Raw genomic sequence first — 14,271 nt, 5'->3', positions numbered from 1 at the left:
ACTCAAGGCGACAAAGAAATGACATCGCTTGAATCGCGTTCAACCTGTCCCACCTGATACTCCCTCGGCGTACACCCGAACTCGCGCTTGAACACCGTGTGCAGGTACTGCGCCGATTTGAAGCCGCAGTCGTAGGCGATATCCGCGATGCCCGCTTCGGTATTTTCCAGGCCTGCCACCGCCGCGGCGAGTTTGAAACGCAGGATTTCGTCATGGACGCTGCGGTTCAGTTCGCTGCGAAAATGCGCTTCCAGGGACGAGCGCGACACCCCGACGTAGTTGGCGACCTGAGCCGTCTTGATGCCCTGGCAGGCGTATTGGCGAATGAAGTGCAACGCCTGCATCACATAGGGATGGCCGAGGGGTTGGTGCAGGCTTGAGGTCTGCACGTTGACCGCTTCCGGCGGCACCAGGATCTGGCTGCCCGCCGAAGGCATGCCATGCAACATTTGATGCAGCAAACGCGCGGCGGTGCGGCCCATTTTTTCGGTGCCCTGGATCACCGAGCTCAGTGGCACGCGGGTCAAGGTGCGGGTCAGCGGGTCGTTGTCGATGCCGATCAGTGCCACTTGCTCCGGCACCGGGATGCCCGCCGTGAGGCAGGCTTGCAGCAACTGCCGGGCACGGGCGTCGCTGACCGCGATGATGCCGATGGGCTTGGGCAAGCTGTGCAGCCAGGCAATCTGCTGCTCTACCGCCGAGTCCCACAGCGGCGCGCTGGTACCCAGCCCGCGATACACCTCCACGGGCAGGCCGTCGCGCTCCAGCAGGCGGCGGAAGGCTTTTTCACGCTCCTGGGCCCAGCGGTTGATATCCGCTTGCGGCAGGCTGAAGCAGGCGAAGCGCGTAAGCCCGGCTTCGATCAGGTGTTCGTAGGCCAGCTTGATCAGGGCGAAATTGTCGGTGGCCACGTACGGAATATGCCGTGGGTAAGCCCGCTCATCTTCGTAAGACCCGCCTACCGCCACCACCGGTAAGTGCACGCCCGCCAGCGCCGGGCCCATCGCCGGGTCGTCGAAGTCGGCGATGATGCCGTCGCCATGCCAGCGCTCGATGCCCTTGAGCCGGCAAACGAAATCCTCCTCCAGGAACAGATCCCACGACACCCGCGTGCTGCTCAGGTAGTTGCCGATCCCGGTGATGATGCCGCGATCGTAGATCTTGTTGCCGTTGAACAGCAGGGCAATCCGGTGCACCGGCGGAAGGGTTTTCACAGGGGCGGCTCCTGGCGAGGTATCGCCCAACTATGCGCCCAAAGCCACTCAAAATCGAACCCCGCTCTGGTGATTTTCATAATCGGTTGGCCGGGGGCCGTTGCTAGTATCGAGGCAAGGTTAACGTGCACTCATAACAACAAGGATCTGGCGATGCCCTACTTTCCCGCTGTCGAAAAAATCCTCTACGAAGGCCCGGATAGCACCTCTGCCCTGGCCTTCCGGCACTACGATGCGAACAAGCTGATCCTCGGCAAGCCGATGCGTGAGCACCTGCGGATGGCCGCGTGTTATTGGCACAATTTCGTCTGGCCCGGCAGCGACATGTTCGGCTCCGGCACCTTCCAGCGGCCCTGGCAGCAGCCGGGTGAAGCCCTGCAGGTAGCACGCGGCAAGGCCGAGGCGGCGTTCGAGTTTTTCTCCAAGCTGGGCATCGACTACTACAGCTTCCACGACACCGACGTTGCCCCCGAAGGCGCAAGCCTGGCGGAGTACCGCGACAACTTTGCGCGGATGGTCGACCAGCTCGAAGGCCATCAGGAACAGACCGGCATCCAGCTGCTGTGGGGCACCGCCAACTGCTTCAGCAACCCGCGCTTTGCCGCCGGCGCCGCCAGTAACCCCAACCCGGAAGTGTTTGCCTACGCAGCCGCCCAGGTGTTCAGTGCGATGAACGCCACCCACCGCCTCAAAGGCTCCAGCTATGTACTGTGGGGCGGCCGCGAAGGTTACGAGACGCTGCTCAACACCGACCTCAAGCGCGAGCGCGAGCAACTCGGGCGCTTCATGCGCATGGTGGTCGAGCACAAATACAAGATCGGCTTCACCGGCGAGCTGTTTATCGAACCCAAGCCGCAGGAGCCGACCAAGCACCAGTACGACTACGACACCGCCACCGTGTTTGGCTTCCTGCATCAGTTCGGCCTGGAGAAAGAGATCAAGGTCAATATCGAGGCCAACCACGCCACCCTCGCCGGCCACAGCTTTCATCATGAAATCGCCACCGCCGCGTCCCTGGGGATTTTCGGCAGCATCGACGCCAACCGCGGCGACCCGCAGAACGGCTGGGACACCGACCAGTTCCCCAACAGCGTCGAAGAGCTGACCCTGGTCACCTACGAGGTACTCAAGGCCGGTGGTTTCAAAGGCGGCGGCTACAACTTCGACTCCAAGGTGCGTCGTCAAAGCCTCGACGAAGTGGACCTGTTCCATGGCCACGTGGCCGCGATGGACGTGCTGGCGCTGTCCCTGGAGCGCGCCGCCGCCATGGTGCAGAACGATGCCCTCGAGCAGTTCAAGGCCCAGCGTTATGCCGGCTGGGACAAGTCGTTCGGGCGCGCCGTGCTCGGCGGCGACTTCAGCCTGGAGTCGTTGGCCGAGCATGCCTTCAGCCACCAACTCAACCCGCAAGCGGTCAGCGGCCGCCAGGAGATGCTCGAAGGTGTAGTGAATCGCTTTATCTACCCATGACCGCTACGCTCCAGGTCCAGCAGTGCGTCTAAACAACAATAAAAGGGACTCACCATCATGAAACACCTGAAAACCGTTTTATTCACCAGCGTTCTGGCACTGCTTTCCAACTCGGTCATGGCCGATGCGGCCCATCCGAAAATCGGCTTTTCCATCGACGACCTGCGCCTTGAACGCTGGGCCCGCGACCGTGATTACTTCACCGCCGCCGCCGAGCAACTGGGGGCCAAGGTCTATGTGCAATCGGCGGACGCCAACGAGCAGCGACAGATCTCGCAGATTGAAAACCTGATCTCCCGGGGCGTCGATGTGATTGTGATCGTGCCGTTCAACGCCACGGTGCTGAACAACGTGGTGGCCGAAGCGAAGAAAGCCGGGGTGAAAGTGCTGTCTTACGACCGGCTGATTTTGAATGCCGATATCGACGCCTACATCTCCTTCGATAACGAAAAGGTCGGCGAGATGCAGGCCCAGGGCGTATTGAACGCGCAGCCTAAGGGCAATTACTTCCTGCTGGGCGGCGCCCCTACCGACAACAACGCGAAGATCCTGCGCCAGGGCCAGATGAAGGTGCTGCAGCCTGCCATCGACAAGGGCGACATCAAGATCGTCGGCCAGCAGTGGGTCAAGGAATGGAACCCTACCGAAGCCCTGAGCATCGTCGAGAACGCCCTGACCGCCAACAGCAACAAGATCGACGGCATCGTCGCCTCCAATGACGCCACTGCCGGCGGCGCGATCCAGGCCCTGGCGGCACAAAAACTGGCGGGCAAGGTGCCGGTCTCCGGGCAAGACGCCGACCTTGCCGCGATCAAGCGTGTGATCGCCGGCACCCAGACCATGACCGTGTACAAGCCCCTGAAACTGCTGGCGTCCGAGGCCGCCAAGCTCTCGGTGCAACTGGTACGGGACGAGAAACCGGCCTACAACTCGCAGTACGACAACGGCAGCAAACAGGTCTCGAGCATCCTGCTCAAGCCGACCGCGTTGACCAAAGATAACGTCAACGTGCTGGAAGAAGACGGGTTCTACACCAAAGCGCAAATCGCCGGGCAGTAAGCGTACGGCTCACTGCGGGAGCGGCTTGCGGCCGCTCCTGCACGCCACCCGCCTTTTCGCTGTGGAATGAGTACCCGCCATGTCCGACTACTTGCTGGAAATGAACAACATCGTCAAGACCTTTGGTGGCGTCAAAGCCCTGAACGGCATCGACATCAAGGTAAGACCCGGGGAATGCGTGGGGTTGTGCGGCGAGAACGGCGCCGGCAAATCGACCCTGATGAAGGTGCTGTCGGCGGTGTATCCCCATGGCACCTGGGACGGCGAAATCCTTTGGGACGGCCAGCCGCTGCGCGCCCACTCCATCGCCGAAACCGAAGCCTGCGGCATCGTGATCATCCACCAGGAACTGACCTTGGTGCCCGACCTCTCGGTGGCCGAAAACATCTTCATGGGCCACGAGCTGACACTGCCCGGCGGGCGCATGAACTACCCCGCCATGATGCACCGTGCCGAAGCGCTGATGCGCGAGCTGAAAGTGCCGGACATGAACGTCGCCCTGCCCGTCTCGCAATACGGCGGCGGCTACCAGCAACTGGTGGAAATCGCCAAGGCGCTGAACAAACAGGCGCGCCTGCTGATTCTGGATGAGCCCTCCTCGGCGCTGACCCGCTCGGAAATCGAGGTGCTGCTGGACATCATCCGTGGCCTCAAGGCCAAGGGCGTTGCCTGCGTGTACATCTCCCACAAGCTCGATGAAGTCTCGGCCATCTGCGACACCATCGCGGTGATCCGCGACGGCAAGCACATCGCGACCACGGCCATGGCCGAGATGGACGTGTCGCGCATCATCACCCAGATGGTCGGCCGCGAGATGAGCAACCTCTACCCCACCGAACCCCACGCGGTGGGCGAGGTGCTGTTCGAGGCGCGCAACATCACCTGCTACGACGTCGACAACCCGGGGCGCAAGCGCGTGGACGATGTCTCGTTCAGCCTGCGCCGGGGCGAAATCCTCGGCATCGCCGGCCTGGTGGGCGCGGGCCGCACGGAGCTGGTGTCGGCGCTGTTCGGCAGCTACCCCGGGCGCTGTGAAGGCGAGGTGTGGCTGGACGGCAAACCCATCGATACCCGCACGCCGCTGAAGTCGATTCGCGCGGGGTTGTGCATGGTCCCGGAAGACCGCAAGCGCCAGGGCATCGTGCCAGACCTGGGCGTGGGGCAGAACATCACCCTGGCGGTGCTGGACCGCTTCTCGCACCTGACGCGCATCAACGCCGAGGCGGAACTGGGCAGCGTCGAGCAGGAAATCAAGCGCATGCACTTGAAGACCGCGAACCCGTTCCTGCCGATCACCAGCCTCTCCGGCGGCAACCAGCAGAAAGCCGTATTGGCGAAAATGCTCCTGACCCAACCCCGGGTGCTGATCCTCGACGAGCCCACCCGTGGCGTGGACGTGGGCGCCAAATATGAGATCTACAAATTGATGGGCGCGCTGGCGGCCGAAGGCGTGTCGATCATCATGGTGTCCTCGGAGCTGGCCGAGGTGCTGGGCGTATCCGACCGGGTGCTGGTGATCGGCGAAGGCCAGTTGCGCGGTGACTTCATCAACCAGGGCCTGACCCAGGAACAGGTGCTCGCCGCCGCCCTCAGCCAACCGAACGGGCATGACAATAATAATGATCGGAAGTCCGCGTAAATGAATCAGGTCAAACAGCTTTTCACCCGCTACAAAATGCTCGCCCTGTTGATCGCCGTGGTGCTGATCTGGGTGTTTTTCAGCTGGCAGACCGAAGGCGGTTTCCTGACCCCGCGCAACCTGTCGAACCTGCTGCGGCAGATGTCCATCACCGGCATCCTGGCCTGCGGCATGGTGCTGGTGATCATCAGCGGCGAGATCGACCTGTCGGTGGGCTCGATGCTCGGTTTGCTCGGCGGCGTGGCGGCGATCCTGGATGTGGTCTATCACATTCCGCTGCCGCTCAACCTCGCCATCGTCGCCCTGTGCGGCTTGCTGATTGGCCTGGGCAACGGCTACATGACCGCGTACCTGCGCATCCCCTCGTTCATCGTCGGGCTGGGCGGCATGCTCGCGTTTCGCGGCGTGCTGCTGGGCATTACCGGCGGCACCACGATTGCGCCGGTATCGCCGGAGCTGGTGTACATCGGCCAGGGTTACCTGCCGACGGTGGTCGGGGTGATTCTCGGCGTGTTGCTGTTCGGGCTGGCGCTCTTCCTGACCTGGCGACAGCGCCGCAACCGTGCCCTGCACGGACTGGCATTGCCGTCGATGCTGCGCGACAGCGTACGCGTGGTGCTGATCGGTTTCGTGCTGGCCGGCTTCGTCTACACCCTCAACAGCTACGACGGGATTCCCGTACCGGTGCTGCTGCTTCTGGTGCTGCTGGGGGTGTTCAGCTACGTCACCAGCCAGACCGTGTTCGGCCGGCGCATCTACTCGGTGGGCAGCAACATGGAGGCCACGCGCCTGTCGGGGATCAACGTGCAGGCGGTGAAGCTGTGGATCTTCGGGATCATGGGCGTGATGTGCGCCCTCGCCGGCTTGGTCAACACCGCGCGTCTGGCGGCCGGCTCACCGTCGGCGGGCAACATGGGCGAACTGGACGCCATCGCGGCCTGCTTCATTGGCGGCACCTCGATGCGCGGCGGCTCGGGCACCGTGTACGGCGCCCTGCTTGGCGCGCTGGTGATCAGCAGCCTGGACAACGGCATGTCGATGCTCGACGTGGACAGCTACTGGCAGATGATCGTCAAGGGCAGCATCCTGGTGCTGGCGGTGTGGGTTGACGTGAGTACGCGGACCGGGCGTCGCTGAGGCCGGGCAATGGCATGGAGCTTGCTCTTCTCAAGCAGGAGGCCGGTATCGGCCTCGACTTGAGCAGAAACGACCCACGAGGCACATGCCATGCACAGTTTGTTCTTTGCAACCGCTCAGATGATCAACGGCCGGGTGCAGTCCTTTGATTCCATGGACAAAGATCACGACCCAAGGATGATGCCCCTCGAACTGCAGGCAAAAATCGGCATCGCCCTTGGCCTGCTGGCGCTCGCCAGCTGTTTCACACTCTGGTTGATCGAAGCCTGCGCCTGACCCAAAAAGAGGCAGGCGTTACCGCCCCGGCAACCCTATCGGGCGGAGCGAATCATGTCGGCGACTTTTTCGCCGATCATGATGCACACCGAGTTGGGGTTGCCTGAAATCAGGGTCGGCATGATCGATGCGTCGGCCACCCGCAGCCCCTCGATGCCGCGCACCTTGAGGTCCGGCCCTACCACCGCCCGCTCATCCACGCCCATGCGGCAAGTGCCGGACGGGTGCAGTGCGGCGTGGGCTTGCTGGTGACAGAACTGCCTCATCTCTTCGCGTGAACGCACACTGGCGTCCGGCACGTGCCGCCGTGCCACGTAGGGTTTGAAGGCCGCCTGGGCCATGATCTGCTCGCCCACCAGGCATCCGTCCACCAGGCTTTCAATGTCGTACGGGTCAGAAAAGTAGTTGGGCACAATGCGCGGCGGCGACATTGGGTCGGCGCAATACAGTTCCACGTAGCCCCTGGACCTTGGCCGGATCTGCCCCAAATTGAGGGTGCAGCCGTTACCGCCCGGCACCGAATCCACGCCCTCCTCGATGCCCGCGCCCACCACCATGAAATACTGGATATCCGGGTGCGCTGCCGTCTTGTCGCCCCACCAGAACGCCCCGCCTTCAATCAGGTTCGACGCCGCCGGGCCCTGCCGGAACAGCGCGTACTGCAACCCCGCCATGAGTTTCCACCAAGGTTTTTTGTACTTGTCGTAGCTATGGGGGCCGGTCAGTTCATACACCAGCGATATTTCGATATGGTCCTGCAGGTTCTGCCCCACCCCGGGCAAATCCTGGACGACGTTAATCCCGTGCTTCTGCAACTGCGCAGCGGGCCCTATCCCGGACAGCATCAACAATCGCGGTGAGTTGATCGCGCCTGAGGACAGGATGATTTCCTTGTCGGCGTGCATCACGTGGCGCACGCCCTTTTCCAGGTATTCGACACCGACCGCCTTGTTGCCCTGCATCAGGATCCGCAGCACCCGGCAACCGGTCTTCACTGTCAGGTTCTTGCGCGCCTTGGCGGGCGCCAGGTAGGCCACGGCGGCACTGCTGCGAAAGCCGTTTTTGGCGGTGATCTGGTACAGCCCGCAACCTTCGGGCCGGCCCGAGTTGAAGTCTTCGTTGTAGGGCAACCCGTACTGCTGGCAGGCCCGCAGCCAGACTTTGGTCAAGGGGTGGATATTGATCGGGTCCGACACCCCCAACGGCCCGCCGACACCGTGCACGTCGTTGCAGAAACGCTCGTTGTCCTCGGCCTTCTTGAAGTACGGCAACACGTCCTTGTACGACCAGCCCGCAGCGCCCTGTTCGGCCCAACCGTCGTAATCGGCAGGCACGCCGCGGATGTAAATCATCGCGTTCACCGAGCTGCCACCACCGAGCACGCTGGCCTGGACCATGGTCGGTGCCTCACTGCGCTGCTGGTCCTCGGTCGGTTCCCAGGCATAGCGCTTGAGCAACGGACCCTGGGCCGTCTTGTAATAGGCACCGGGAATATGGATGTAAGGGCTGCGATCCCGCGGCCCTTCCTCGAACAGCACCACCGACGCGCCCTCATCCTCGCTCAGGCGCGATGCGACCGTGCAGCCTGTGGAGCCGCCCCCGATTACGATGAAATCCACCATGACAACCTCAGTTCTTCTTAGTATTGAGCCCGTGTTGAAACGCGCGTCATCGACCGACCAGGCTGGTCAACAGTGTCTTCAATTGTTGGGCGACGACGTAGCTGTTTTGCTGCTGCTGTTTTTTGCAGAACAGCTCACAGCTCCACCACCCGGTATAACCGGTGGCCTTTACTGCGGCAGTCCACGCGGCCAGGTCGAGCACACCGCTGCCGGTGGGGACATCCCGCAGGACTTCTTCATTTGGAATACCGTCTTCATAGGCCAGCGAATCGCAGACATGCACGCCGTAGATCACGTCCCTGTTCAGCCTGGCCACGTCCACAGGAGTCACGCCGCTGGTAAAGCAATGCCAGTAGTCGATCACCAGCTTCACGTTGCTGCGCCCGGTGCGGTCGATGAGTTGCAGTTGGTGGTCCAGGGTATTGAGGGGCGTCCAGGACAGCGCTTCCAGATAAAGCAGCAGATCGTATTGCTTGGCCACATCGGCCAGCGCCGCCAGGTTGCTCGCCGTCAACGCGTACTGCTCGGCTTGATCCAGCCCCAGCAGGCCCGAGTAATGCGCACTCTTGCCCGTCGCCTGGAAATCGATCACCGCCTGCACATTGATCGGGCCGGTGAGCACTTGCACGCCTTTGGCGCCGACCAGGTTCGCCAGCTCAAATAGCCGCCGGGCTTCCTTGAACAGGTCATCCCGCTCAGCGCCCTGGCGTTCGATGTCCCGCAGGTAGCCGATGCCGGTGACGTGCATATTCTTGAGCAAATCTTGAAGCTCTGCCTCGCAATAGCCGGCCTGCAGATAGGCTTCCAGCTTGCCGCTGTTGATCTCCAGCGCATCGAAGCCCAGCGTCTGCGCCATGTCGATATCCATCGCCAGGGTCGAGTGTTTGGCGACGGTGGAATGCAGGGCGATGAGATTATTTTGGGTTGGCATACGACGCTCCTACGATTGAATAACGCTCGGCCAGCGCGCCCACGGCCAGCGCCGCAGCATCCAGTCGCGCCTGGGGCAAGATGCCCTGGGCGACGGCGGCGACAATCGCCCGGACGACCTGCGGCACTTGCGGCATGGCCCTGGCGGAAATCAGCAACAGGTCAGCCCCAGCGTTCAAGGCGGCCACGGCGACCTCACCAAGGGACATCTGGCCAATGGTTGAGCGGTGATCGAGGTCGATGGTCATCACCAGCCCCTTGAAGCCCAACTCCTGGCGCAATACGCCGATCAGTTCAGGCGACACCGATGCCGCCGTGGGTGGTGTGCACGCGGCGAAGATCGCCGGGCCCATCATCACCGCATCCGCCCCGGCGTCGATCCCGGCCTGGAACCCGGGCCAGTAGGCACGCAGTTGCTGCATGGACTCGCTGACCACCGCCGTTTCCGTCGATGGCTGCTGGAATAACACCGGATGCCCGGGGAAGTGCTTCAGGGTGCTGGCCATCCCGGCCCGCCGCACGCCACGCACATACGCACCGACCATCGCCGCTGTCTGCTGCACGTCGTCCGACAGGGTGCGCCCCGCCAGCCACACATTGGGGCCGCCCACCACGTCCGCCGTCGGCGACAGCAACAGGTTGACCCCGGTCTCGCGCACGGCAGTGGCAACCTTGAAGCAGGCCTGTTCCAGCGCCGCGCAGTCCATCGCCCGGGCCACGTCGGGTTCAGGCAGTGCCGGGGCTACCCCTTGCAAACGGTGCACGGCAGAGATGTCCGCATCGGCCGCCAGCAGCAGCGGCCCGCCGAGGGCGGTAGCCGTGCCGATAAAGCGTTGCCAGGTGTCCAGGGTTTCGGTGTGCAGGCGGCTGGCGCTCATTGTTCCGCTGACGTACTCCTCGGCCGTCTCGCCAAACAACAGACTGCGCCCGCCATTGCCGAGAAACCGGCGCACCTCGTCGGTCATCTGCACGTCCAACAGCACCGGAAACAGCACACCGTAGGCCTTGCTCTCATTCGCGCTCATGGCGGGCCCCCTGGGTAGCGCTGGCCAGATGGCGGACCCTGGCGGCCGCATCCAGCAGCACCTGGCGATCCAGGGTGCCTTCATGAACGGCGGCGACGATCGCGTCCGCGATGCTGTCCAGGCCCGACTCGCTGGACACCAGCAACAGGTGCGCACCGGCCACCAGCGACGCGACGGCGGTGTCGGGGATGGTGTTGCCGCGCAGGATCGACACGGCGTCCAGGTCATCGGAAATGATCAGGCCTTCGAAGCCGAGGCTGTCACGCAGCAACCCGATGACCTCCGCCGAGGTGGACGCCGAGTGATCGGCATCAATCGCGGGGAACACCGCCGGGCCTGGCATGACGGCTTTTACACCGGTGGCGATGACCTGCTTGAACACTTCAAGGTTGTCATGCAGCAATTCCAGCGGGCCGGGCACCGTGGCTTCAGCAATGGCCGGGTCGTGCTCAGTGACGTAGTGCCCGGGGAAGTGCTTGGCGGTGGCGATCACACCTGCGCGCTGCACCCCACGGATAAACGCACAGGACACCCGGCTGACCTCCACCGGGTCGGCACCCAGGTGTCGATTGTGCAGCCATGGATTGGCGCCGGTGACCACATCCACGATCGGCGCCAGGAACAGATTCACCCCCAGCCCGCGGGCCACGGTAGCCATTTCGAAGCAACGTTGCTCGATGTCCTCGGCACTGAGGCCCTGGAGTTGCGCCCGGGTGGCGACCGCCGGAACCAACTGGTGCAGGCGCTCGATCCCGCCGAGCTCCTGGTCTACCGCGATGAGCACTCCGGAACCGGCCAATGCCGTGGCTTCCCGCACGAGATTGGTAAAGTCGGCGCCGGATTCGGCAGCCTTGCGCGCCGGGCTCATGCCTCGGCCCACGTATTCATCCCGGGTTTCCCCGAGCAACAGGGACACACCACCACGGCTCAGGTAACGGCGCACATTGTCGTCCAGGTGCAAATCCCCGAATGCGGGAAGCAGTACCGAATACGCGGCGCTATGCAGTTCGCTTGACATTGCTTTTCCTCAACAGCGTTAGGGTGAGCGCTCATCAACACAAAGCACTATGAGGAAGTATCAAGGGCGGCAGGTGTTTCCACCATTTCGCACACTTGGCGATACCTGACGCGGAATGAAGCACTCCCACGCAGCACGGGGGTGTTACCCGCCGCCATTGAATGTGTTACTGGGCGGACCGTTCATGCCGCGGATGGACAGCTGAAAACCTGACGCGCCGGCGGCGAACAGCCAGCAAAAGCGCTTACAATCTGACGCATTCAGTGATGCTCAAACTTCATGTACGAACTTAAATAAACGGCATGAAAGATGCTTTGGTAATTATCGGAAGTTTCAAACGCTTAAACGGTTATCAAAGTTATGCCAAAGGTTATTCGATAACTGCGCTATAACTTTAATAACTGGCGCCTTAACCCAGCCAAGTACATCGAGATAATAATGCCCAGTCGCCCGGACTCATCCCCGTTGTCGTTAGCCGCCGCCACCTCCCACCCCGAGCGACAGCAGGCGCGCAGTGACTTGCAGGGCAATGTGCAGAAAAACCTGAGCACCCTGGTGGAATCCTGCCGGTCGGTGGCCGACATGTGCCGCAAAGTTGATGTGAATCGCCAGCAGTTCAACAAGTATCTGGTGGGCCAGCACGTTCCGTCGCAGAAGATCCTGCAAAAGATCGGGCGTTATTTCATGATGGAAGTGGAAGACCTTTTCCGCCCGCCCGCCGAGTTCAAGAAGTTCTATGAAGGTTATGAAAACGAACTGCCGACCGGCTTGCGCGCCTCGGAGCAGTTCAATCATTTCCTGCCGCTGGCCAAGCAGTCGGCGGACGTGCTCGAAGACTACCTGGGGGTCTATTACCGCTACCACAATTCGTCGATCTACAAGGGCCGGATCCTGCGCTCGGTCACCTGCCTGTACCGCGCCGATTCGATGGTGCAGTACGTCACCGTGGAGCGCTTTCCGCTGCGCGACGGCAGCGGCAAGATCGGTTATTCATTTACCTACCACGGGTTCTGCCTGTTGCTGGGCGATCGCCTGTTCATGGTGGATTTCGAAGGCAAGCAACGTAACGAAATGACCTTCTCGATCCTGACGCCGCAGCATCGTCGGCCGATCCGCTTTCTCTATGGGCTGGTGACGGGTGTGGCTTCGTCCTCGTTCCGTCAGCCCTTCTCCACGCGCATGGCGCTGGGGCTGGTGGACAAGGGCAAGATCCGCAAGCACCACTTGCGCAACGCAACGGTGCTGTTGCCCAGCGATCAGTCGATCCCGCTGGATGTGCGTGAATACATGACCGGCGACAACGCCACCATTGTGTGGGGCGGTCAGGACTGAGGGGCTTGCAGGGGATTGCGTGCGGTCATCATTTCCACCAGCGACGGGCCCTTGCTGTTCAGGGCCTTGACGAGGGTCGCGTTGAGGTGTGAAGCGTGTTCGACGCGCCAGGCTTCAAGGCCGAAATTGCGCGCAATGCCGGCAAAGTCCGGGGCATAGGGCTTGCCGTCGGGCAGGTTGAATTCACCGGCTCGATGCTGCTCCATGGGCGGCGTCTGCACGTCGCTCACGGCGTCGTCCGCGCTGCTGTTGAAGACCAGGAACACCACCGGAATGCTGTGCATCACGCACACGGCCATCTCTTGCATCGACTGCAGAAAATCCCGGCTGCCCACGGCGCAGACCACCTGGCGTGCGGGCATGGCGAGCTTGGCACCGATCGCTGCCGGGACGGCCCAGCCGAGGGTGGCGGGATTGCCGGCGCAGAGGTGCCTGCCGGGGTAATGCACCGGGAACATTTCCCGGGCGATGGCTTGAGTGGGGCCGGCGCCGAGCACGAGCATGGCGTCGCTTTCGAGCACCGAACGTGAGGCACGGCCTTCGCGTAATACGGCGATTTTTCGCGGGATGGGCTGGGGTTCTGCGCGCAGGATGGCGGGTGGCAGGCTCACGTTTGTGGAGGTGCTTTGCAGGGTGTCGTCGATGGACAGGCTGACCGGGCCGGGGTCGGTACTCAGCATGGTGTCGAAGGCTTGGCGCAGGGCTTGGGGGAGCTTCTGGATTGTCGTAACCGTCGCCTGGTCTTTCATGACGTTGGCTGCTGTCGTTTCGGCCTGAGTGTTGCTGATGACCAGCAGCGCGGATAAGTCTTCGTACGCGGTGGCGAGGGCTCCGAGGGCTGAGGGGATGCCCAATGGGCCCGTGAGTACGACGGCCATGGGGCGCCCGCAGGCGCGGAAGTAACCGTCTGCCAGGTGCACGGCGCTGTGGGCCTGGATGACGTGGATGAAGGGGATGTCGGTGCCTGGGGTCATCAATGCTTCCACCAGGGCCCGTGCGCCGTCGCCCGGGAGGCCGGCTACGTAGTCGACGCTGTTGGCTTTGAGTGCCTTGGCGATAATTTGGCCACCTGTGAGTTTCACTTGATACTCCAGCGAGTGCGCGGCGTCTGGGCCGGGATGAGGTTTGGAGTATTTGCCCTGGTGCGGGGAGGGCTCAATTTCGCACCTTGGGTAAAAGAGACGCAGATTGACGCAGATGTGGGGGTTGGGGGTGTTGTGGGGTTTTGGGTGTATATCCGTTATTTGGGTGATGGCCTCTATTGGTTCCGCTCTTACAGCGGGTCACTTTTGAAAAGCGCAAAAGTAAGCAAAACGCTCTTGCCCCACCACTCGGCACCTCGCCTAGGCTCGGTGTGCCCGAACGAAGGCTTTGGAGCGTGGGCCGCCGCGATGGGCCATCCTTGGCCCAGCGCGGCTAACCCGGCGTCCTGCCGGGTTACCCACGCTCCAAAGCCTGCGTTCGGCCAGCGTGGTTTAACGGGGCGCCTAAGATCAAGATCAAAAGCAGATCAACAGCACAGCGGCCTACAGGCCGGCTTGAGTGTGGT

The 14,271-nt window shown here is 62.4% G+C and carries 12 protein-coding genes; 6 read left to right on the top strand and 6 right to left on the bottom strand.

All coding sequences use genetic code 11. The features are described from left to right. Positions 1–2: 2 nt before the first annotated feature. Positions 3–1,214: a DNA-binding transcriptional regulator gene (locus M2400_RS22045; RefSeq protein WP_259199003.1), complete on the bottom strand. Its 1,212-nt coding sequence runs from the start codon at positions 1,212–1,214 to the stop codon at positions 3–5. Between the two features lie 153 nt (positions 1,215–1,367). Between M2400_RS22045 and xylA the strand changes: the two genes are divergently transcribed. The 5 genes from xylA (at position 1,368) to M2400_RS22020 (ending at position 6,795) form a co-directional block, all read left to right on the top strand. Then, a complete protein-coding gene (gene xylA / locus M2400_RS22040; protein WP_177042628.1) occupies positions 1,368–2,684 on the top strand; it encodes a xylose isomerase in 1,317 nt (438 codons plus the stop codon). 57 nt (positions 2,685–2,741) lie between these two features. Continuing rightward, on the top strand, positions 2,742–3,743 hold the full coding sequence (xylF, locus tag M2400_RS22035; RefSeq protein ID WP_010172442.1) for a D-xylose ABC transporter substrate-binding protein: 1,002 nt from the start codon (positions 2,742–2,744) through the stop codon (positions 3,741–3,743). 79 nt (positions 3,744–3,822) lie between these two features. Further along, the gene (gene xylG / locus M2400_RS22030) at positions 3,823–5,382 is read left to right on the top strand and encodes a D-xylose ABC transporter ATP-binding protein (RefSeq protein ID WP_259199004.1); all 1,560 of its coding nucleotides are present in this window, start codon (positions 3,823–3,825) and stop codon (positions 5,380–5,382) included. Next, a complete protein-coding gene (locus M2400_RS22025; RefSeq protein WP_177042630.1) occupies positions 5,383–6,519 on the top strand; it encodes a sugar ABC transporter permease in 1,137 nt (378 codons plus the stop codon). A 90-nt stretch (positions 6,520–6,609) separates the two neighbouring features. Then, a complete protein-coding gene (locus tag M2400_RS22020) occupies positions 6,610–6,795 on the top strand; it encodes a hypothetical protein (RefSeq protein ID WP_259199005.1) in 186 nt (61 codons plus the stop codon). A 35-nt stretch (positions 6,796–6,830) separates the two neighbouring features. On the opposite strand, the gene M2400_RS22015 is transcribed toward M2400_RS22020, so the two are convergent. The 4 genes from M2400_RS22015 to M2400_RS22000 are packed head-to-tail and all read right to left on the bottom strand — an operon-like array spanning position 6,831 to position 11,390. Continuing rightward, positions 6,831–8,417, bottom strand: a complete 1,587-nt coding sequence (locus M2400_RS22015; RefSeq protein ID WP_259199006.1) for a GMC family oxidoreductase — start codon at positions 8,415–8,417, stop codon at positions 6,831–6,833. Between the two features lie 46 nt (positions 8,418–8,463). Beyond that, the gene (locus M2400_RS22010) at positions 8,464–9,348 is read right to left on the bottom strand and encodes a sugar phosphate isomerase/epimerase (RefSeq protein WP_259199007.1); all 885 of its coding nucleotides are present in this window, start codon (positions 9,346–9,348) and stop codon (positions 8,464–8,466) included. Next, positions 9,332–10,372 (bottom strand): glycoside hydrolase family 3 N-terminal domain-containing protein, encoded by a 1,041-nt coding sequence (locus tag M2400_RS22005; protein WP_259199008.1) that lies wholly within the window; start codon positions 10,370–10,372, stop codon positions 9,332–9,334. Before M2400_RS22005 ends, M2400_RS22010 begins: the two co-directional genes overlap by 17 nt. After that, positions 10,359–11,390 (bottom strand): glycoside hydrolase family 3 N-terminal domain-containing protein, encoded by a 1,032-nt coding sequence (locus M2400_RS22000; RefSeq protein ID WP_259199009.1) that lies wholly within the window; start codon positions 11,388–11,390, stop codon positions 10,359–10,361. Before M2400_RS22000 ends, M2400_RS22005 begins: the two co-directional genes overlap by 14 nt. A 465-nt stretch (positions 11,391–11,855) precedes the next feature. Here M2400_RS22000 and M2400_RS21995 point away from each other — a divergent pair, with 465 nt between their 5' ends. Beyond that, the gene (locus M2400_RS21995; RefSeq protein ID WP_310503551.1) at positions 11,856–12,722 is read left to right on the top strand and encodes an XRE family transcriptional regulator; all 867 of its coding nucleotides are present in this window, start codon (positions 11,856–11,858) and stop codon (positions 12,720–12,722) included. Here M2400_RS21995 and M2400_RS21990 read toward each other — a convergent pair. Beyond that, a complete protein-coding gene (locus M2400_RS21990) occupies positions 12,713–13,804 on the bottom strand; it encodes a thiamine pyrophosphate-dependent enzyme (RefSeq protein WP_259199011.1) in 1,092 nt (363 codons plus the stop codon). The two genes, M2400_RS21995 and M2400_RS21990, sit on opposite strands and share 10 nt — an antisense overlap. Positions 13,805–14,271: the final 467 nt, after the last annotated feature.

Origin of the sequence: Pseudomonas sp. BIGb0558 (assembly GCF_024807515.1) — a bacterium.
GTDB lineage: Bacteria > Pseudomonadota > Gammaproteobacteria > Pseudomonadales > Pseudomonadaceae > Aquipseudomonas > Aquipseudomonas yamanorum_A.
The sequence above is the reverse complement of the archived record's forward strand: the minus strand, read 5'-3'. Positions and strand labels throughout refer to the sequence as shown.

Bases quoted from the DNA above. Each gene is read 5' to 3' on its own strand.
- xylA (WP_177042628.1), top strand. From the start codon at position 1,368: ATGCCCTACTTTCCCGCTGTCGAAAAAATCCTCTACGAAGGCCCGGAT.
- M2400_RS22015 (WP_259199006.1), bottom strand. From the start codon at position 8,417: ATGGTGGATTTCATCGTAATCGGGGGCGGCTCCACAGGCTGCACGGTC.
- M2400_RS22005 (WP_259199008.1), bottom strand. From the start codon at position 10,372: ATGAGCGCGAATGAGAGCAAGGCCTACGGTGTGCTGTTTCCGGTGCTG.
- xylF (WP_010172442.1), top strand. From the start codon at position 2,742: ATGAAACACCTGAAAACCGTTTTATTCACCAGCGTTCTGGCACTGCTT.
- M2400_RS22010 (WP_259199007.1), bottom strand. From the start codon at position 9,348: ATGCCAACCCAAAATAATCTCATCGCCCTGCATTCCACCGTCGCCAAA.
- M2400_RS22000 (WP_259199009.1), bottom strand. From the start codon at position 11,390: ATGTCAAGCGAACTGCATAGCGCCGCGTATTCGGTACTGCTTCCCGCA.
- M2400_RS22020 (WP_259199005.1), top strand. From the start codon at position 6,610: ATGCACAGTTTGTTCTTTGCAACCGCTCAGATGATCAACGGCCGGGTG.
- M2400_RS22025 (WP_177042630.1), top strand. From the start codon at position 5,383: ATGAATCAGGTCAAACAGCTTTTCACCCGCTACAAAATGCTCGCCCTG.
- xylG (WP_259199004.1), top strand. From the start codon at position 3,823: ATGTCCGACTACTTGCTGGAAATGAACAACATCGTCAAGACCTTTGGT.